Genomic DNA, 20648 nt, shown 5'->3' with positions numbered 1-20648 from the left:
TTATCACACCTCCTGCTTCCGGATATCGACCAGGAACGACTTGTACTCGGGGATCCAGGTGTTCGCATCACCGACGTTCGGGGTCAGGTCGTTGGCCATACCACCCACGGAGCAGGTGGAGCCGTAGCCCCAGTGCCACGGAGCGGCGATCTGGTGGATCTTCTTGCCCGCAACGTCGAGCGACTTGATGCGGTTGGTGACCATGGCGAACGCCGTGATCGCACCGCGGTTGTTCTGGATGACCACGTTATCGCCGGAGACGATGCCCTTCTCCTCGGCGAGCTCCTTGGAGAGCTCGACGAACATCTTGGGCATGGTCTCGACGAGCCACGGCAGGTTGCGGGTGAGACCGCCGGTCTGCCAGTGCTCCGTGAGACGGAAGGTGGTCATGACGATCGGGAAGTCCTCGTACGTGCCGCGCGTCTTCGCAGCCGACTCGACCACCACTGCGGCCGGGTTGAACTGCGTGCTCGACATCTGGTTCTCCACCGGGGACTCGAAGGGCTCGTAGTGCTCCGGGAAGGGACCATCGGCGTTGCCCGAGGCGAAGAACCGGCTGACACCCTCGGCGTTCATCATGAACGCGGTGGTGTTGGGCGGGATCGCCTGGTTGGTGCCGTCAGGCAGCACCTTGTTCCAGCCGAAGTCGGGCACGTCGTTGCGGAGCCACTTCTCGCCATCCCACGCAACGATGACCTTGTCCTCGTTGTAGGGCTTGCCCGAGGGATCCGCTGAAGCGCGGTTGTAGATGATGCGGCGGTTGACAGGCCACGCGAACGACCAGCCGAGATACGAACCGATCGGCTTCTCCAGGCCATCGCCCGGGTTGTCGGTGTTGTCGCGTGCACCGGTGGGCTGGGTGGACGGATCCTCCCAGCTCTCCTCCTTGTTGTAGTAGCCGCTGTAGATCCAGTTACCACATGCGGTGGTGCCGTCGGCGCCGAGCTTGGTGAAGTTCGCCACCAACGTGTTGTCCGCCACGGTGTAGCCGTTGATCGCGCGGGCTACCTTGCGGACGTCGGCGTGACCGTCTGCGTCCAGGTAGTCCCAGTTGAGCTTGGTGATCTGCTCGGGGTTCGCGCCACCCTCGGCCTCGTAGAGATCCTTGATCTTGAGGTAGATCTCGGTTGCGATCTCGAGGTCGTCCTTGGCCTCTCCGGGAGGCTCGACGGCCTTGTAGCGCCACTGGATCCAGCGACCCGAGTTCGCGACCTCGCCCGACTTCTCGTAGTGGCAAGCGGCGGGGAGCATGAAGACCTCGGTGTCGATCGTGGTGGGATCGACGTTGGCCTTGTCGCTCCAGAAGATGGCGGTCTCGGTCTCCCAGAGGTCGATCGAAACCATCCACTTCAGCTTCTCCATGGCCCTGCGCTCCTGGGAGCAGTTCGGGCCACCAACGGCCGGGTTCTGACCCCAGAGGAACAGACCCTCCATCTTGCCGGCTTCCATGTGCTCGAACATCGCGATATGGCTGTGGTTGGTGCCGTCGAGCTTGGGCATCATGTCATACGCGTAGTCGTTCTCGAGCGTGGCGTAGTCGCCGTAGAGCTCCTTGAGGTAGCTCACGATGAACTTGGGCCGGTTGGTCCAGTAGCCGTTGGGCACCGTGGTCTTCTCGAAGTACGCGGCTAGCGTGGGGTGATCAGCAGCCTTCGGCGTGGGGTTGTAGCCGGGGATGATGTGGAACAGCATCGCCATGTCGGTCGAACCCTGAACGTTCGACTCGCCACGGAGCGCGTTCACGCCACCGCCGCAGATACCCATGTTGCCGAGCAGGAGCTGCATGATCGCCATCGAGCGCACGTTCTGCGAGCCGTACGTGTGCTGCGTCTGCCCCATCGCGTACATGATCGTGCCGGCCTTGCCGGGCTGACCGGTGCTGCCATAGAGGTCCCACACCTGGAGCATGACGTCCTGCGGCATACCGGTGATCGAAGAGACGAGCTCCGGCGTGTAGCGGGAGAAGTGCTTCTTCATGAGCTGCCAGACGCAGCGCGGATCCTGGAGCGTGGGGTCGGTCTTCGCCTTCTTGTAGACCGGCGGAGCGAAAGCCGGCGTGCCCGGCTTGTTGACCCATGAGTACGCGCCTGTCTCCGACGTGTCCCATGGCGCTTCCTCGTCCACCTCGTATGCCCACGCGGTGGCGTCGTACTTGCGCTTGGAGTCGTCGTAGCCCGAGAAGAGGCCGTCTTCGAACGAGTACGATTCCTTCACGATGTAGGACGCGTTCGTGTAGTTCTTGACGTACTCCTCGTGGTACAGACCGTTCTCCATGATGTAATTGAAGAAGCCGCCGTAGAAGGCGATGTCGGTGCCGGTACGGATCGGGGCATAGAGATCGGCGACCGCGGCGCTCCTGCTGAAGCGCGGGTCGACCACGATCAGCTTGCCACCGGCGTTCTTCGCTTCCTGCACCCACTTCATGGAGATCGGGTGGTTCTCTGCGGCGTTACTGCCGTTGACCATCACGACGTCAGAGTTCTTGAGGTCCACCCAGTGGTTCGTCATGGCACCGCGCCCGAATGATTGGCCCAAACCTTGGACCGTGGCGCTGTGTCATATACGGGCCTGGTGTTCGATCCACGTCACGCCGAGCGCGCGCGCGAGTTTCTGCACCACGTAGCCCTCTTCGCCGTCAAGCGCCGCGCCGCCGAGGTTACCGATGGCTTCGCACCGGTTGACGGTCACGCCGTTCTCATCGACGGCGGTGTAGTTCGCGTCACGGGTCGCCTTGACGCGCTTCGCGATCTCCGTGATCGCCCAATCCCACTCGACCTCTTCCCACTCGGTCGCCTTAGGTGCGCGGTACTTCACCTTGGTGACGCGAGCCGGGTTGAGCATGAGCTCACCGGTCTCGGGATCGTAGACGTTGCGGATGTTGAACTGGGCATTGCCCTTTGAACACAACGCGCCTCTGTTGATGGGGTGGTCCGGGTCGCCCTCAAGGTTGATGAGCTCGCCATCCTTGACGGACAGGACCATCCCGCAGCCGACACCGCAGTAGCAGCAGATCGATGTCGACTCCGTGGCCCCGGCGATACGCATCTCCGGAACCTCATCAGCAGCGAACGCGTTCGAGGGGCCGAACAGCTCGGCCAGCGCACCGGCGGCGAATGACGCACCGGTGAGCTTGAAGAATCCTCGCCTCGAAAGGTTCACGCTTTCCCTCCCTACTTCACGTCTGTGATCGGATTCGAATGTGTCGAACCACGTTGGAGCGTTCTCGCTGCACCTCCTTCCTCGCTCGCATCACGCTTCCCGGACGGCCCCCCTGGGCCCCGGGCTGCATGGGTCTGCGTGCAGACCCCCGTCATGACAAGGTCTCGTGGTAAGAGAGAACGCGGCGGCCGGGTGCCCGCCGGACAGTGCACGACAAAAAAACGCCACGGGCAGCCGCCTATGCGGCGCGACCGTGACGCTCGTCGTGCACTGTCCTGTTCGATGCGCAGAGTATGCCGACTCTCACGCTACCCCCTTACCAGGCGCAGAGCGTATCACATGTGTAACAGAAGTTGCAAAGTGTCTGCGCTACAGAATGCCCCCAATCCGGGCTATTCGTTCCACATACGGTGAACCCTTCAATATTCGTACAGTGCCACATCTTATGCATCATTATCCGAGCTTACGAATCCTGCCCGGTGACTGGTCATCGTGCGGCGCGTCCCGCGCGACTGTGGCGCTTATCGTCCTGGCACTCTACCCTGGTCCTATGACGACGATCACCGATATCGCCCGCGCCAGCGTCGACCGTCACGAGATGTTCGACGACGGCTGCGTCGTGCTGGCCATGGTGAGCGGGGGAGCCGACTCGGTCGCGCTGCTACGGCTCCTCGCCGCAGGCGAGCTCCGGCAGGTCGCGGCGTTGTCGGTGCTGCACGTGAACCACGGCCTCCGTGGATCGGAGTCCGACGCCGATGAGGCCTGGGTGCGCGAGCTGTGCGCGCGGCTGGGCGTGGAGTGCACGGTGGTGCGCCACGATGTTAGTGGATACGCCGACGCCGAGGGGCTCAATCTCGAGGACGCCGGGCGGCGCATCCGCTACCGGTTCGCAGAGAGCGAGCTCGACGCGCGTTGCGACGCCTTCGGCGCGCCGCGCACGGCCGGACGGATCGCGGTGGCGCACACCGCGGACGACCGGATCGAGACCTTCCTCGCCCGCCTCGTGTCGGGGGCGGGGAAGGGCGGCCTGAGCTCTATCGCCCCGGTTCGCGGGCGCGTGGTTCGTCCGCTCATCGATGCACGCCGGACCGACGTGACCGGATACCTCGCATCGCTCGGCCAGGAGTGGCGCGAGGACGCCACGAACGCCGATACGAGCCGTGAGCGTTCGTGGGTCCGGCACGAGCTGCTTCCGGTGATCGAAGAGCGCGATCCGGGGTTCGCCCGCTCGGCCCTGCGGACGATGACCGTGCTTGCCGATGAGGATGCGCTCCTGGCCGAGATGGCCGACGCGTTCGCCCGTGACTTCACCCGGGTCGAACATGGCGTGCTGGTGATCGACCGCGCGCCCGTGCAGACGCTCTCGCGGCCGATGGCGCGACGCACCGTGCGGGCGGCGGTGCTCGCGGCCTTCCCGGAAGCATCACGTCTGGAGTTCGAGCACTCAGAGGCCCTGGTGGACGGAATCGGCGATCCGGGCTTCGCCCGCGATCTGCCGTTCGGTCTGCGGGCGGAGGTCGAGTACGATACACTTAGAATTTCTCGCAAGGACTCCGATGTCCCCGTTCTGGTACCGGGCTTGCTCCACTGTCCGGACAGGCTCGATCTGGGCCCGGCGGGCACGCTGGAATGCACACAAGGTGAGGCGGGTGCGCACGTCACCGGGCCCGACCAGGTGTCCATCGACGCCGATGCGGTCGTCTGGCCGCTTGTGGTCGACGTGCCGCTTGAAGGTGATCGCATGCGTCCGCTCGGCATGTGGGGTACGAAGAAGGTCTCGGACATCCTGGTGGATGCCAAGGTGCCGAGGCGCCTGCGGCAGGCGACGCCGGTGGTGAGAAGCGCAGGAGAGATCGTGTGGTTGGCGGGCGTGCGGCCGGCCGACCAGTGCCGGGTGACGCCGGAGACGCGCCGCGTGGCCGATATCGTGTGGCGGCGGCCATCTTCGGGTAGTGACGGTCCGACAGCGTGACGGGGAGTGAGCATGAGCATCCACGACGACATCGATCGCGTGATCATCGCCGAAGAGGAGATCACGCGGCGGGTGGCCGAGCTCGGGCAGGAGATCTCGGAGCGGTATGCCGGGAGTGACCGTCCGCTGTTGCTCGTGGCCGTGCTCCGCGGCGCGTCGCTGTTCGTGGCCGACCTGGCCCGCGCGATCGAAGGCCCGGTGGAGCTGGACTTCATGGCCGTCTCCAGTTACGGATCCACGACCAAGTCGTCGGGCGTGGTGCGGATCCTGAAAGACCTCGACGAGGACATCGAGGGACGCGACGTGCTCGTGGTCGAGGACATCCTCGACACCGGCCTTACGCTCAAGTATCTCTTGCGCAACCTCGCGTCCCGCAAGCCCAAGAGCCTAGAGGTGGTCACGCTGCTCGAGAAGGAAGACAAGCAGCAGGTGCCTATCGAGTGCGCGTACGTTGGATTCACCGTGCCCGACGAGTTCGTGGTGGGGTACGGTCTGGATTATGCCGAGCGGTATAGGAACCTTCCGTATATCGGGGTACTGAAACATGAGATCTACGCCGACTGACGGCGGACAAGGAGTCGTTACGCGTGAACCGTAATCTCAGGACGGCCCTGCTCTATCTGTTCTTCATCGTGCTCGGCCTGCTGTTCCTCGCGAACACGCTGCAGCCCGCGGGTGTGACCGACGAGTTGAGCTACTCGGAGTTCACCACCGCGCTGAAGGCTGGGCGTGTGGTGAGCGCCGAGGTCTTCGCGCGCAGCCAGGAGATCGAAGGGGAGTACTATCCCGACGACGACGCGTTGGCACAGGGCGAGCACAAGGTGTTCGTCACGAACTACCTGGACGGCGCCGCGCTCACGGAGGATCTCAAGCGCTACGAGCCGAACGAGGGCTACACGGTCAACATGCAGGACAACCAGATCTGGTTGAGCCTGCTCACCTCGTTCGTTCCGATCGTGATCATCGTGATCGTGATGTTCTGGCTCATCAACCAGATGCAGGGCGGCAATTCCAAGGTGATGTCGTTCGGGAAGAGCCGGGCGAAGCGCATCACGCGTGACCAGCCGCGCATCACGTTCAAGGACGTTGCGGGCGTGGACGAGGCGGTGGAGGAGCTCGAGGAGATCAAGGAGTTCCTCGCCAACCCCGGCAAGTTCCAGGCCCTCGGCGCCAAGATCCCCAAGGGCGTGCTGCTCGTAGGCCCTCCGGGTACCGGTAAGACGCTCCTGGCGCGCGCCGTGGCCGGCGAGGCCGGCGTGCCGTTCTTCACGATCTCCGGCTCGGACTTCGTGGAGATGTTCGTGGGCGTGGGCGCGAGCCGCGTGCGCGACCTGTTCGAGCAGGCCAAGGCCGCGAGCCCCTGCATCGTCTTCATCGACGAGCTCGATGCCGTGGGCCGCATGCGCGGCGCCGGACTCGGCGGTGGTCACGACGAGCGCGAGCAGACGCTGAACCAGCTGCTCGTGGAGATGGACGGTTTCGACATCAAGGACAACGTCATCATCATGGCGGCCACCAACCGCCCGGACGTGCTTGATGCGGCGCTGCTGCGCCCCGGTCGTTTCGACCGGCAGATCATGGTCGACCGTCCCGACCTCAAGGGCCGGCACGAGATCCTCAAGATCCACTCCCGGGGCAAGCCGCTCGGTGACGACATCGACCTCGAGGTCCTGGCCCGACGCACGCCCGGATTCACCGGCGCCGACCTGGCCAACCTGGTGAACGAGGCGGCGCTGCTGGCCGCGCGTCACGGCAAGAAGGCCATCGACATGGTGGAGCTCGAGGACGCGATCGAGCGGGTCATCGCCGGCCCGGAGCGCAAGAGCCGCATCATCTCCGACAAGGAGAAGCGGGTCATCGCCTACCACGAGTCTGGTCACGCGCTCGTGGGGCACGTGCTGCCCAACACCGATCCGATCCACAAGATCAGCATCATCAGCCGCGGACGGGCGCTCGGCTACACCCTCGCGCTCCCGGTGGAGGACAAGTTCCTCTCCGCCAGGGGCGAGATGCTCGACGAGATCGCGATGATGCTGGGCGGTCGGGTCGCCGAGGCGATCGCCATCGGCGATATCACCACGGGCGCCAGCAACGACATCGAGCGGGCCACGAAGCTCGCGCGCCAGATGGTCACCCAGTACGGCATGTCCGAGAAGCTCGGGCCGATGACCCTCGGGGAGGGTCAGCACGAGGTCTTCCTCGGCAGGGACTTCTCGGCGACGCCGAACTACTCGCAGGAGATCGCGTTCGAGATCGACAAAGAGGTGCGTCGTCTGATCGATGAGGCGTACGAGACCGCGTACCGCATCCTCACCGAGCGGCGTGAGCAACTCGACCTCATGGCCGACGTGCTCGTTGAGCGCGAGACCGTGGACAAGGACGAGCTCGAGGCGCTGCTGGAGGGCACGTGGGCCGCGTTCCTGGAGCAGGAGAAAGCGAAGGCCGCTGAGCGGCCGAAGGAACAGAAGCCTAAGCGTGGCGCCAAGAAGCAGGTCGAGGAGCAGGTCGAGGAGCAGGAACCTGAGGCCGAGGCGCCCTCCGACGACCGGCCCATCGTCGATGTGCCGCCGCCGCTCGGCGACCCCGGCGGAGCGTGACGCGCGCTGGCGTGCGTGACGGGCGCCACAGGATGTGATCAGACGAGGCGTCGTCCGATGGGCGGCGCCTCGCTCGTTGCTCCGGGCACTTCACCCGACGGTGCACAGCGATTCGATTGACCCCGTCAGATATATGTCTTATACATATAGCAGTTCGAGTCCACGGAAGGACGATCATGTGCCCCGGCGATCTGACCGGACGACAGCAAGACGCACCCGCGACGCAAGCGCCTGGAGACGCGGCGGCCACGGACGACGGCTGCAGGCGCCGCAGGTGTTGCGAGTCGGTTGATGGCACACGTCGCGGCGCGGCCGGCGGGCGGGGCGCCTTCGTGGAACCCGCGCTGCTCGCAGCCCTAGTGCGATCGGAGGGACACGGCTACGATCTCGCGCACGCGGTCGAGGAGATGACGGACGGCGAGGTCGTGCCCGATATCGGCGGCCTCTACCGCATCCTTCGCCGTCTGGAGAGTGACGGGTTCGTGGTGTCGCGATGGGAAGAGGGCGACTCGGGCCCCCAGCGCCGCTCGTACAGCATCACGGAAGACGGGCGCCTGCTGCTCGAGCATTGGATCGGTCATCTGGAGGAGCGGCGGCACGCACTCGACGTGCTGATCGATGTCGCTCGCTCCGCTTCATCCCCGGCGTAGCCGGGTCACGGACAGGGAGGTTGTCATGAAGGTAGCGGTCTCGGCTCTCGGATCCACTCTCGACGCCATGGTGGACCAGCGTTTCGGGCGCGCACAGTACTTCATCATCGCCGACACCGGCAGCGACGGCATCGAGGTGGTGGACAACGCGGTGAACAAGGGCGCCACGGGCGGTGCGGGCATCGGTGCGGCCGAGTTGATGTCTGATCATCAGGTCGAGGCGGTCGTGACCGGTCACCTCGGCCCGAACGCGTTCAACGCCCTCAAGGCGGCGGGCATCCCGGGCTACGAGGGTAGCGGCAAGACCGTCAAGGACGCTCTCACGGCGCTGGAAGCAGGAGAGCTGCGGGAGTTGACCGAGGCAGGGGAAGCGCACGCCGGCTGACGCCGGCCGACGAAGGGACACACACGTGAGCGACAACGGACGGATCGTACTGGCGGTGCCCACCAACGGCGCGGGCGGTCTCGAGGGTGAGCGGTCGGGCCATTTCGGCCGCTGCGACTGCTTCACGATCGTGGAGATCGAGGGCGGCTCGATCGTGGCCACGAGGGTGGTGGACAACCCGCCGCACATGGAGGGCGGCTGTCTCCGCCCGGTGAACCTGCTCAAGGGCGAGGGTGTGAACGCGCTCGTGGTGGGCGGTATCGGCGGCAGGCCGCTCGCGGGCTTCAACGACGTGGGCATCACCGTGTACTTCGACACCACCATCCCGCAGGTCGGGGCCGTTGCGGAGAAGGTCGCCACCGGCGAGGTGGACGTGATCGACCCTTCGTTCGTGTGCGGCGGGCACTAGCATGACCGCACACTCGGCACCGCATGTGGGGCGGATCACCGTAGCGATCGCGTCGGGCAAGGGGGGCACGGGCAAGACGCTCGTGGCCACCAACCTCGCGGTAGCCGCGGCCCGATCGGGCTCGCCTGTGGCGCTCGTTGACTGCGATGCGGACGCACCCAACGACGCGCTGTTCCTGGCGCCTGACGCGCCACAGGCGAGTCCCGTGGAAGTGCCGCTCCCGGTGGTGGACGAGAGCGCGTGCACGCTCTGCGGCGCGTGTCGTCGCACATGCGCGTACGGCGCCATACGCATTCTCGGCAGCAAGGTCATCGTCTTCCCCGAGTTGTGCCACAACTGCGGCGCGTGCGTTCGCGTGTGCCGTCCTGGTGCTCTGAGCGAACGGCCCGCCAGGGTGGGCGAGGTGGAGTGGGGGTCCGTGGGCGGTGCGCTGACGGCGCCGACAGGCGTGGACGTGGTGACCGCCAGGCTGGACATCGGTGAGGTGAAGGCGCCCACGGTCATCAGGGCCGCACGGAAGCGGGCCGCGGTCTTCAACCGGGCGGTCACCATACTCGACGCGTCGCCGGGGGTGGCGTGTTCGGCCGTGGCCGGTGTGCGCGATGCCGACGTGCTGGTGCTGGTGACCGAGCCCACGCCGTTCGGCATGCATGACCTTGAGCTCGCGGTCGCCCTCGGCCGGGACATGGGTATCCCGCTCGGCGTTGTGATCAACCGGGACGGGGCCGGCTCGGCCGACGTGGCGGCCTACTGCGCCGGAGAGAGCATCCCCATCCTTGCGCGGATACCGTTCGACCGGCGTGTCGCCGAGGTGTACGCGGACGGTGGATTGGTGATCGACGAGCATCCGGACGGAGCCGCCTGGTTCGGCGGGCTGCTGAGCGCCGTTCGCGAGCTCGCGGAGGAGGAGGCGTGATGCGGCGAGTGGTGTTCGCGTCGGGCAAGGGAGGCACCGGCAAGACCACGTTCACGGCGATCACCGCCCGTCTTGCCGCGGAAGACGGGCCGCTGGTGCTGGCCGACTGCGACGTGGAGGCGGCCAACCTGCCGATCGCGCTCCGGGCCACCGTGACCGGCAGCGAGCCGTTCGCAGGCGGCTCGAAGGCCGTGATCGATGCGGATGCCTGCCGGGGATGCGGCGCCTGCCAGCCGGTCTGCCGGTTCGAGGCGATCGCTGCTGATGAAGACTTCTGGCGCACGCGCGCGTTTGTGATCGACCCGTGGGCCTGTGAGGGATGCGGGGCGTGCGTGCCGGCGTGCCCGCACGACGCCATCACGATGGAGCAGTCGCGTGCGGGTGAGGTCCACACGGCCGAGACGGTCATCGGCCCGATGGCGTTCGGCCAGCTCGTTGCGGGCGAGGATCTCTCGGGCAAGCTGGTCACCGAGGTGCGCACACGCGCCGACGCGATCGGCGTGGAGCACGGTATCGACCGGATGTGGATCGACGGCCCTCCCGGCGTGGGGTGTCCTGCTATCGCCGCGCTCACCGGCACGGACCTGGTGGTAGCCGTCACAGAGCCGACCCTCTCCGGGGAACACGACCTCATGAGGCTCGTGACGCTTGCTCGGCGGTTCGATCTGCCCGTGGCCGTCGTGCTCAACAAGGCGGATCTCTCGGCTTCAGGCGCTCGCCGGATACGTGAGCGGATGGCCGCCGAGGGACTCGACCTCGTGGCCGAGGTCCCGTTCGATGCCGAGTTGGCGGCGTTGCCCGAGCGGCTCGCTCGCGGTGAGGAGTTCGCCTTCCCGGACACGCCGGGTATGGACGGTGTCCGAGCGACGGCCGCATGGCTGGCGGAGAGGATGGGCGTCGGCAGCTAGGCCACCGCCATCACGAAGCCCTTCCGCGCGTTTGGGTACCAACATACAGACGGCGCGGAGAGGGGCCGTGAAAGCGTGGCGGAGCAGGGGCATCTGCGCGGGACCATCCACAGGATCTGGCCGAACCGCATCCGGGCGCGGGAGCGTGACCTGCTGCCCAGGACCCCCGTAGCGCAGCAGGCGTTGGTCGATGCGCTGACCTCGACGTCTGAATCCATCTCCTCGGCGCGTACCGTCCGTGACGTGATGACGGTGATCGTGGATGCGGCCAAGTCCTTCACGAGCACCGAGAAGGTGGCCATCTGCCTCGTGGACGAGTACGCCGACGGCCCGGTGATGGACGAGGCCACGCTGGTGGTCCGTGGCGCTCGCGACACGCACGTCCAGGCGTGGTGGGGGCAGCATCTCACGGAGATCGCCGAGGAGGTCTTCAGCGAGGGCCACCCGACGTTCGAGGTGGACCGTGAGCGGGGGGCGTGGCTGCTCGCCGTACCCGTGCGCGTGCACAGCGAGCCCCTCGGCATCCTCATCGCGATCAACGCTCTCGACCACTCGCTGCTGCCCGAGCACTCGGCGTTCCTCTCCATCCTCGGCGCGTTCGCTGCCGTATCCATAGCGAACGCGCGTCTGGCGGAGGAGGGACGCTACGCGATGCTGGCCGGCGAGCGTGAACGCATCGCACGCGAGATGCACGACGGCATCTCCCAGTCGCTGTTCTCGGTCTCGCTCGGACTCGAACTCGCCAAGAAGCAGGTGATGAAGGATCCCGCGCAGGCCAGACAGACCCTGGAGGACCTGGAGGGGCAGCTCAGCGCGAGCGCGAGCGACCTGCGTCGCCTCATCTACGATCTCCGGCCCGTGAAGCTCCAGGAGATGGGATTGGTGGACTCGGTGCGCAACTGGGTCAGCGAAGCCACCCGCGGGAGCGGCGTGCGGGGAGTCGTGGAGGTGGAGGGGCAGGCATGCGGTCTGAGGCCGTCGCACGAGGCGTGTCTGTACCGGGTGGGCAAGGAGGCCGTGAGCAACGCGGTGCGGCATTCGGGTGGCGGACGGATCGCGGTGCGGATCGTCTACGCGCCGGGCGTGGTGGCGCTCACTGTCAGCGACGACGGCAACGGGATCGTGCACGGGGGGACGGAGCCCCGGCTCGAGGGGACCGGCACAGGGCTGCGCAACATGCGGGAGCGGATGGCCGCCGAAGGCGGGTGGCTGGAGGTCTCGAGCGAGCCCGGTACGGGCACGGTGGTCCGTGCGGTGCTTCCTCTGAAGGAGGAGTGATGGATCCGATCCGTGTCTTCATCGCCGATGATCACGAACTGGTGCGGTATGCGCTGCGCATGCTGCTTGAGGACGAGTCGGACATCGAGGTCGTGGGGGAGTCGCCGGACGGTGAGGGCGCTGTGGCCGCCGTGGGGTCCGAGCAGGTGGACCTGGTGTTGCTCGATCTCAGGATGCCGGGCATCGGCGGGATCGAAGCGTGCAGACTCATCAAGGAGCGCGAGCCGGACGTGTCGGTGCTGGTGCTCACCAGCTTCGGTGACGACGACGAGGTCTTCGGGGTGCTCGCTGCGGGCGCCGGGGGTTACATCCTCAAGGACACACGCCCGGAGCTGGTGGTCCAGGCGGTGCGTGCTATGGCCGAGGGACAGGCCGTGTTCGATTCCAAGATCGCCGCCCGGGTGATCGCGGGGCAGCCCGATCGGGGTCCCGACCCTGACGAGGAGTTGCGGTCGCGCTTCTCGGACCGCGAGCTCGAGGTGCTGCAACTCATGGCCGAGGGGATGGGCAACAAGCAGATCGCGCATGCCCTGTGGATCAGCGAGGCCACGGTCAAGACGCACGTGAGCCACATCCTCCGCAAGATGGGGACCCCCGATCGCACCCAGGCGGCGCTCGTCGCGGTGCGGGCAGGGCTGGTCGCGTCACCGGACGGTGACGCCGGGTAGGCCGTTCGCAGCCTCGGCATCCCCCATCGGTATGAGCCGATCTCATCCTTTGCTCATACCATAAGCGGCTAGTCAGCACTCTGTGACGGGGGACACTCTCTAGTAGATGGACGGTCTTCTGGGAAGCGCGGCGCTCCGCCGGCTCCCGATCGGAGCCGTCGGAGGTGTCTGACAGACTCGCGGGAGCGGGGGGAGGTGTTTCGCATGTTGACCAAGCTGTATGTCCGGACGCGGAACTTCTTTGAGCGCGACGAGGGCGCGACGGCAGTCGAGTACGGCCTGATGGTCGCGCTGATCGCCGTGGTGATTATTGCTGCGGTAGCGCTCGTAGGGACGAACCTGGACGCGATCTTCGACTTCATTGCAGAGGAGCTCGCGATCAGCACCTGATGACAGTGCCTGCGCCTTCGGGCGCTGGCGCGTGTTGAGTGGGGCCCAGTCGTCGCTATCGGTGCATCCGGCTACGACTGGGCCCCGGTCATGAGGCCGACGAGGTCCTTGGGGGGACCATGGGCAGCGCAGAAGGACGTACGCGTCACCATGACGACGGTGCAGCCGCCGTCGAGTTCGCGCTCGTCGCGCTGCTCCTCTTCACGCTGATCTTCGCGGTGATCCAGTTCGGCTACACGTTCTTCGAATACGTCTCAGTCGCCCATGCCGCCCGCGAGGGCGTGCGGTGGGCGGCGCTCGGCGCCACAGCGGAAACGGTGGAGGCGCACGCGATCGGCGCGGCCCCCGGCCTGGATCCCGCACGCGTCACTCTTGCCATCGACAATCCCGCGAGCGATTCCGTTCGCGTTCGTATCACGTACGTCCGGACCCAGCTCGTGCCTATCCCGGACGTGGTGCTGCCTGCTTCGATCAGCAGCGCAGCCGTTCAGAGACTGGAGTGAGAACGATGTCCAGGCGGTGGTTCTCAGACGATTCGGGCGCTGTGGCGGTGACCTTCGCCATCGTGCTCCTCGTCATCGTGGCGTTCGCGGCTCTCGCTGTGGACGTTGGGTTCTGGTACACGGCCAAGCGCCAGCTGCAGTCGGCGGCCGACGCGGCGGCGCTCGCCGGATGCCGGGAGCTTTCGGAGGCGGCGGGAACGGTCGCGATCGAGCAGGCGGTGAGCTCGTTCGCTGACGGCAACTTCACCACCCCGCTCGATGCGTCGCCGGTCTCACGAGTCGCCGAGACCGAGATCGGCGCCGACTACGTGAAAGTGACGTGTGAGACTGACGCACCCGTGTTCCTGTCCCACTTCATCCTCAACCGGGGGACGACGCTCATTCGGGCGCAGTCGGTCGCCAAGGTGGGATTCCTGGCAGGCGCCAAGTCGCCGGTGCCGTTCGGGCTCACCATCCTCCGGATCGGCGAGCTCACCGGGAGCATCGGCGGTGGTCCGTGGTTGGAGTTCTCAGAGGGTGCTGACGGCTACTGGACCAGGACCTTCTCATCGGTCAGCCCCGGCCCGCTCGACCTGCGCGCGACCAACGCCCAGGGCTTCACCGAGGAGTTCCCGGCGATCGTGACCGTCGGCGCCCTCGACCCGGCGGGCCGGATCATCGCGATGGATGTGGACAGCACCACGCTCACCGAGGGTGATCCGTCGGTGCGTGTGACTGTTCGTCTCAGCGAGCCGCTCGAGCCCGGGGAGACCCTCACGGCGCAGGCGGGCGCGGCTTCCGTGCAGTTGGTCTTGCAGCTCTCGGGTGCGTATGAAGCCAACGTGCCCGTGGCCTATCCGGCCAAGCTCCACCCCGCCGAGCACCAGGATCTCACGGTCCAGCTCGGTGGCAAGAAGGGTGAGACCGCAGCATGCACGCTGCTGCTGCGGCCGTCGAGCTACATCTTTGAAGACGTCCAGGCGCATCCCGCTGCGGTCCGCCCGGGTGAGAGCGTGGCCGTAAGCGTGAAGACGCTCGATTTCGAGTACAACGTGCAGTACGAGCTCAAGGTCGAGGGCGGTGAGTCGATCACGCCGGGCAGCTTCGGGGCCCTTGCGTTCGGCACGCTGGATCACTCGGATTGCGGGTATCCGGACACGCCGCTTCCACCGTTCGGGCCTGGCGCCGATGCCTACGGCGACTGCATCGTCGGGGACATCGAGTTCGCGGTGCACATCAACGACATGGTCGACGTCGAGCCCGGTGACATGGCTCAGAAGACGAGCAAGGGTATCGCGGACCGGCTCGCCGGGGTGGACATGCTCACCCTCGCGGAGTGGGAGGCGGCGGATCGGCCGAACACGAAACAGGTGATGATCGTCCCTGTCGTGGAGCGGATGCAGGACGTGCTGGGCCGCAAGCCGGTGCGCATCGTGGGTTTCGCGACCTTCCTGATCGAGGAGCCCTTGCCCGGCCACAAAGATCCGGTAGTGGGCAGGTTCGTGGAGTGGACGGCGCCGGGGTGGCTCGTCACCGACGACCCGCCCGCTGGCGGGCTCGTGATCGAGGCGGTCCATCTCACCAGCGAGCATCTGGAGTTCTAAGCGGGCACACGGATGACGGGGGGAGGCACAATGCGGGCCAAAGCGATCGTGATCGTGATAGCCCTGGTCCTGGCGGGTGTGGCAACGGTGCTCGCGGTGGACTACATCAACAGCGCCCGGAGCGAGGTGGCCGCATCGAGCGAGCCGGTGGAAGTGCTGGTAGCGCAGGAGGACATCCCGCGCGGCCTCTCCGCCGAGGAGCTCGTGGCGGGAGAGATGATCCTCCTCGAGGAGGTGCCCCAACGCTACGTGGCGGCTGATGCCATCTCGAGCGCACGAGCGATCGAGGGGCAGGTGCTCAACACCCCGCTCTCGAAGGGCGAGCAGGTGACCACGGCTCGCTTCTCCCTGCCGAGTGCAGCCGGTCTTGCGTATTCGGTCCCGGGTGATCAGGTCGCGATCGCGATACCGGTCGACGAGGTCCGCGGCATCTCGGGCATGGTGCGTCCCGGCGACCGTGTCGCGGTGTTCGTGACCATCGAGAACGCGGATGAAGACGACGAAGAGAGCGAAGGCGGCAAGGTCACCAGGTTGCTGCTCCCCGAGGCGAGAGTCGTTGCGATGGGCGCTGCTCTCACGGCGGAGACCGCCACACAGGACGCGGAAGGGGACGGAGGAGGCGCGCTGGTCTCGTCGAACACGCCGAACGAAGTCCCCTCGGTCATGACGCTCGCCGTCTCTCCGGCCGATGCGGAGAAGCTCATCTTCGGTGAGGAGGTCGGGAGCGTCTGGATTACGCTCCTGCCGGCCACCGCCGAAACGCCCCCCGAGGCGCCCGGCAGGTCGCTCACGACGCTGTTCGAGTAGGGGGCTGCGATGATGTCGATCCTCGTATGCGACACGCAGTCCGCCTACGCGCAGACGGTCTCCAAGGCTCTCGTGCAGGTTCCGGACACCCAGGTGACGAGAGCGTCGGGACTGACCGAGGCATGCAAGCAGGTGCGCGCGGGCGGCGTCCACCTGCTCGTGGTGGGCCCGGGCGTCGACCTCGACGACGCACTCGTCTCGGTGCGCGAGATCAGGGACGAGGGAAGCCGGATCGGCGTGGTGCTCGCGCCCTCGGAAGTCACACGGGAGCTGCTTCACGCCGCGCTCCGCGCCGGGGTGGACGACGTCGTGCCGTCCGGTGCGCCTTCGGTCGAGACCACGTCGGTGCTCGAAGAGGCGCTCCGCAGAGCGCGTCGGCGGCTGGGCGCGAGCGATGAGCCCGGGGCGACGCCGCAGAAAGGCCACGTCGTCACGGTGCTCAGCATGAAAGGCGGCGTGGGGAAGACCGTGGTGGCGTCGAACGTGGCGGTGGCGCTCGCCGGCCTCGACAAGTCGGTCGCGCTGGTCGATCTCGACCTCCAGTTCGGCGATGTGGGTATCATGCTCGGCCTCGAGCCGGTACAGACGATCGTGGGCGCCGTGCAGAGCGGTGACCGCCTCGATGCCGAGATGCTCCGCGGCTTCATGGTGGAGCACTCGTCGGGCGTGCACGCGCTCCTGGCGCCGACGCTTCCTGAAGACGCCGAGATCGTGACCGCCAGCAGGATAGACCGGATCATCGGGCTGCTGGTGACCATGTTCGACTACGTGATCATCGATACCCCGCCCTCGCTGGACGAGGCGGTGCTGACCGCGCTCGACCGTAGCGACCGCGTGGTGGTTGTGACGATGATGGACGTGGCCTCGGTGAAGAACAGCCGGGTGTCGCTCCAGAAGCTACGGCAGCTCGGATACAACGGCACGCTCGTGGACATCATGCTCAACAGGGCCGACAGCAAGGTGTTCCTCAAGGTCGAGGAGGTCGAGCACGCCATCGGCATGCCGATCAAGTACCGGCTGCCATCCGACCTGCAGGTGCCGCGTTCGGTGAACAAGGGCGTGCCGGTGGTGCTGGACGCGCCGCGCAGCCAGCCGGCGCGTGTGCTGCAGGAGACCGCGAAAGCGATCGTGGCGGAGCGGGAGGGGGCGCAGGGCGATGTCGCTTAGATCGCGGCTCACGGCAAGCGGGATCGAGCAGATAGAGAACGGGAGTCCCGAGTCGACCGACATGAGCGCTTCGGTGCGCGACGAGATCGAGCGCAACATCCATTACCTGCTCGTGGAGGAACTCGGTCCGCGTCTCGAGGCCACCACGGAATCCGACGTGGGACTTCGGCAGCAGATCGAGCGGAAGCTGAACGAGCTCCTGGCCAAGGAGACGGCGCCGCTGTCGGCCGCAGACCGTCGAGAGATCGCCGGGAACGTGCTCGACAACATACTCGGCTACGGTCCGATCCAGTCGCTGATCGACGACCCCACCATCACCGAGGTGATGGTGAACAACCCCGACAGCATCTACATCGAGCGCGGGGGGCGTATCCACGAGACGCAGCGCCGGTTCCTCGACGAGCGACACCTGTTGCGCATCATCGACAAGATCGTGAGCCAGGTGGGCAGACGCATCGATGAGGCGTCCCCGATGGTGGACGCGCGGCTGCCCGACGGCTCGCGCGTGAACGCGATCATCGCGCCGCTCGCGGTGAACGGACCGATGCTCACGATCCGCAAGTTCTCACGGGAGCCGTTCACCATCGAGGATCTCATCGGGTTCGGGACGATGAGCGAGAGCCTGGCCGAGTTCCTCGAGGCGTGCGTGCGCGGCCGTCTGAACGTGCTCATAAGCGGCGGCACCGGCACTGGCAAGACGACGCTGCTCAATGTGGTCTCGCAGTACGTGCCAGGGGACGAGCGGATCATCACGGTGGAGGACGCCGCCGAGCTTCAGTTGCACCAGGAGCATGTGCTCCGGCTGGAGTCGCGTCCGCCCAACATCGAAGGGACCGGGCAGGTCACGATACGCGATCTCGTGCGCAACACCCTGCGTATGCGTCCCGACCGCATCATCGTGGGCGAGGTGCGCGGCGGGGAAGCGCTCGACATGCTGCAGGCGATGAACACGGGCCACGACGGGTCGCTCTCCACGGTCCACGCCAACTCCCCGCGCGACGCGCTCTCACGCATCGAGACGATGGTGCTCATGGCGGGCTACGACCTGCCCGTACGTGCCATCCGCGAGCAGGCGGCCTCTGCGTTCGACCTCCTCGTGCACCTCGCGCGACTCCGCGACGGCAGTCGCCGCGTGGTCAAGGTCGCCGAGGTGGAGGGCATGGAAGGCGACACGATCGTGCTGCAGGACATCTTCTACTTCGACTACTCGATGGGGGTTGATGAAGCGGGCAAGCATCTCGGCCACCTGAAGTCCACGGGCCTACGGCCCAAGTTCACCCGCAGGCTCGAAGACATGGGTATCGCGCTCCCCGCGAACCTCTTCGAGTACCAGGCGCCGGCGAGGCGATAGCGGTGCGTCGGCGGATCGCATCCATCGCGCTCGTGGCGGCTCTGGTGTGCAGCGCGGGTGTCGCGTTCGCGCAGGGTGACAGCCTCGTGGTGCGCCACGTGAGCGTGGCGGAGTTCCCCCGCGTGTGGATGCAGGTGGACGTGCCAGCGGGCGACGGCGCCGACGCCGGCGACTTCCGCATCCTCGAGAACGGGCATGAAGCCGAGATCCTCTCGGCCGAGGCGGTCGAGGCTGACCCGATGGACGTCTTCCTGGTGGTCGACACGAGCGGCTCGATGCGCGGCGCCTCGCTCGACGCGGCCAAGTCGGCCGCGCTCGCTTTCGTGGAGGAGCTGCAGAACGGTTCCCGCGTGGCGGTGCTGGCCTTCTCCGAGACGGCGCGGGTGGTGGCGCCGATCGGAGGCGTGGACGCCGCAGCGGTGGGCACGGGTGTGGACGCGCTCGAAGCGCGCGGTGAGACCGCCCTCTACGACGCGCTGCGCCTCACGGCCGACGAAGCCGCGCTTGCCGGCGTGGAGCGGCCCATCGCGGTGGTGCTGTCCGACGGCGGTGACACCGTGAGCAGGACCACGCTGGACGACGCGGTCAAAGCGCTCCGATCGGCGGGCGTACCCGTGCTGGTGGTGGCGCTCCCCTCTGCCGAGGCCGACGCCGGGGTGCTCGAGACGATCGCGGCGCAGACCGGTGGGCGCTTCGTGGGGGTTGCGGAAGCCGACGCGCTCACGGAGGTGTACCAGGACCTGGCGCGCGGGCTGCAGACCACGTGGGACGTCACGTTCGTGAGCCGCAGGCCGTCCACCAAGGATATCGACGTGCAGATCACCTTCGGTGAGGGCGATAGCGCCCGTACCGGCTCCACGCTCGTGCCCAACCCGCTGTTCGACGCGTCCTCCGAGCGGGAGGTTCGAACGCTCGATCCGGTGCCGCCGGCGAGCATCGTCACGTTGGCGGGGGCGGGAGCCCTCGTGTTCGTGTCGGTGTTCGCGCTCGTAGCGGGGGTGGCGCTCGTGCTCGTGCGTCCCAAGAGCGCGCTCGACCGTATCAGATACTACGACCAGATGCAGGAGGGCGCCGAGGGCGGTGACGTGGCCGAGCAGTACTCGAGCCGTGTGACGTCCTCGGTCATGGGAGCGGTGGACTACGTTGCCGGCAAACGCGGCATCAACACGTTCGTGTACGAGCAGCTCGACCGGGCGGGCTGGCCGCTGCGGCCTACCGAGTACATCGTGATGCACCTGGCCATCGTGATCGTCGCCGGCGTGTTGGCGATGTGGGTGAGCGGCAGCGTGCTCGTCGGCATCCTCGTGGTGGTGGCAGCCGTGATCGTGCCGCTGATCGTGGTGGATGCGCGCATCAGGAGTCGCCACGCCGCGTTCGAGGCGCAGTTGCCCGACGTGCTGAACCTCATCGCAGGTGCGCTCCGGGCAGGATGGGGTCTTCAGCAGTCCATCGATCTCGTGGTCGAGCAGATGAGCCCTCCCGTCTCCTCCGAGTTCGCCCGCGCGCAGACCGAGGTACGCCTCGGCAGGTCGGTGGAAGAGGCGCTGGAGACAGTGGCGCGGCGCACGCAGAGCGAGGACTTCTCATGGGCCGTCACCGCCATCGGCATACAGCGCGACGTGGGCGGCAATCTCGCCGAGGTCCTCGACGTGGTAGCCGCCACGATCCGCGACCGCGGTGCGCTGAAGCGGCAGATCTCGGGCCTCACGGCCGAGGGGCGGCTCTCGGCCTGGATCCTGCTCGTGCTGCCGTTCGTGCTTGTGTTCACGCTCTCCGTGTTGAATCCCGCGTACATGCTCGGGCTTTTCACCACCGTGCCCGGCCTGGTCATGATCGCGATCGGGTCCACGTTGCTCGTCGTCGGGGCCGTGTGGCTTCGCAACATCGTGACGATCGAGGTGTGAT

The 20648-nt window shown here is 66.7% G+C and carries 18 protein-coding genes; 17 read left to right on the top strand and 1 reads right to left on the bottom strand.

Features of this window, described 5'->3' with window-relative positions:
• Window positions 1-3: 3 nt before the first annotated feature.
• Entirely contained in the window at window positions 4-3159 is a 3156-nt protein-coding gene (locus MSB02_RS04390; protein ID WP_267193984.1) for a molybdopterin-dependent oxidoreductase, read from the bottom strand.
• 550 nt (window positions 3160-3709) lie between these two features.
• Between MSB02_RS04390 and tilS the strand changes: the two genes are divergently transcribed.
• The 17 genes from tilS (at window position 3710) to MSB02_RS04305 (ending at window position 20647) form a co-directional block, all read left to right on the top strand.
• Window positions 3710-5131, top strand: coding sequence for a tRNA lysidine(34) synthetase TilS (gene tilS, locus MSB02_RS04385; RefSeq protein ID WP_267193983.1), 1422 nt, complete (start codon window positions 3710-3712; stop codon window positions 5129-5131).
• A gap of 18 nt (window positions 5132-5149) precedes the next feature.
• Complete coding sequence (gene hpt, locus MSB02_RS04380) at window positions 5150-5695, top strand: hypoxanthine phosphoribosyltransferase (RefSeq protein ID WP_267194120.1); 546 nt, start codon at window positions 5150-5152, stop codon at window positions 5693-5695.
• Between the two features lie 23 nt (window positions 5696-5718).
• Window positions 5719-7728, top strand: a complete 2010-nt coding sequence (gene ftsH, locus MSB02_RS04375; protein ID WP_267193982.1) for an ATP-dependent zinc metalloprotease FtsH — start codon at window positions 5719-5721, stop codon at window positions 7726-7728.
• Between the two features lie 332 nt (window positions 7729-8060).
• Window positions 8061-8378: a PadR family transcriptional regulator gene (locus MSB02_RS04370; RefSeq protein WP_267193981.1), complete on the top strand. Its 318-nt coding sequence runs from the start codon at window positions 8061-8063 to the stop codon at window positions 8376-8378.
• Between the two features lie 25 nt (window positions 8379-8403).
• Window positions 8404-8763 (top strand): NifB/NifX family molybdenum-iron cluster-binding protein, encoded by a 360-nt coding sequence (locus MSB02_RS04365; RefSeq protein ID WP_267193980.1) that lies wholly within the window; start codon window positions 8404-8406, stop codon window positions 8761-8763.
• A 25-nt stretch (window positions 8764-8788) separates the two neighbouring features.
• Window positions 8789-9172, top strand: a complete 384-nt coding sequence (locus tag MSB02_RS04360; protein ID WP_267193979.1) for a NifB/NifX family molybdenum-iron cluster-binding protein — start codon at window positions 8789-8791, stop codon at window positions 9170-9172.
• 1 nt (window position 9173) lies between these two features.
• Window positions 9174-10088: an ATP-binding protein gene (locus MSB02_RS04355; protein WP_267193978.1), complete on the top strand. Its 915-nt coding sequence runs from the start codon at window positions 9174-9176 to the stop codon at window positions 10086-10088.
• Window positions 10088-10996 (top strand): ATP-binding protein, encoded by a 909-nt coding sequence (locus MSB02_RS04350; RefSeq protein ID WP_267193977.1) that lies wholly within the window; start codon window positions 10088-10090, stop codon window positions 10994-10996. The genes MSB02_RS04355 and MSB02_RS04350 overlap by 1 nt, the downstream gene beginning before the upstream one ends.
• Window positions 10997-11071: 75 nt before the next feature.
• A complete protein-coding gene (locus MSB02_RS04345; protein ID WP_267193976.1) occupies window positions 11072-12274 on the top strand; it encodes a GAF domain-containing sensor histidine kinase in 1203 nt (400 codons plus the stop codon).
• A complete protein-coding gene (locus MSB02_RS04340; RefSeq protein ID WP_267193975.1) occupies window positions 12274-12942 on the top strand; it encodes a response regulator in 669 nt (222 codons plus the stop codon). Before MSB02_RS04345 ends, MSB02_RS04340 begins: the two co-directional genes overlap by 1 nt.
• A gap of 204 nt (window positions 12943-13146) precedes the next feature.
• Window positions 13147-13332 (top strand): Flp family type IVb pilin, encoded by a 186-nt coding sequence (locus tag MSB02_RS04335; protein WP_267193974.1) that lies wholly within the window; start codon window positions 13147-13149, stop codon window positions 13330-13332.
• Between the two features lie 119 nt (window positions 13333-13451).
• Window positions 13452-13835, top strand: coding sequence for a TadE/TadG family type IV pilus assembly protein (locus MSB02_RS04330; protein ID WP_267193973.1), 384 nt, complete (start codon window positions 13452-13454; stop codon window positions 13833-13835).
• A 5-nt stretch (window positions 13836-13840) separates the two neighbouring features.
• Window positions 13841-15418, top strand: coding sequence for a pilus assembly protein TadG-related protein (locus tag MSB02_RS04325; protein ID WP_267193972.1), 1578 nt, complete (start codon window positions 13841-13843; stop codon window positions 15416-15418).
• Between the two features lie 30 nt (window positions 15419-15448).
• The gene (gene cpaB, locus MSB02_RS04320; protein ID WP_267193971.1) at window positions 15449-16225 is read left to right on the top strand and encodes a Flp pilus assembly protein CpaB; all 777 of its coding nucleotides are present in this window, start codon (window positions 15449-15451) and stop codon (window positions 16223-16225) included.
• A 12-nt stretch (window positions 16226-16237) separates the two neighbouring features.
• Window positions 16238-17392: a P-loop NTPase gene (locus MSB02_RS04315; RefSeq protein WP_267193970.1), complete on the top strand. Its 1155-nt coding sequence runs from the start codon at window positions 16238-16240 to the stop codon at window positions 17390-17392.
• The gene (locus MSB02_RS04310) at window positions 17382-18743 is read left to right on the top strand and encodes a CpaF family protein (protein ID WP_267193969.1); all 1362 of its coding nucleotides are present in this window, start codon (window positions 17382-17384) and stop codon (window positions 18741-18743) included. The genes MSB02_RS04315 and MSB02_RS04310 overlap by 11 nt, the downstream gene beginning before the upstream one ends.
• Window positions 18744-18745: 2 nt before the next feature.
• Entirely contained in the window at window positions 18746-20647 is a 1902-nt protein-coding gene (locus MSB02_RS04305; RefSeq protein WP_267193968.1) for a type II secretion system F family protein, read from the top strand.
• Window position 20648 lies beyond the last annotated feature (1 nt).

Source organism: Anaerosoma tenue, assembly GCF_023161965.1.
In the GTDB taxonomy this organism is placed as follows: Bacteria; Actinomycetota; Coriobacteriia; order Anaerosomatales; family Anaerosomataceae; genus Anaerosoma; species Anaerosoma tenue.
This window is presented reverse-complemented; position numbering and strand designations above follow the sequence as displayed.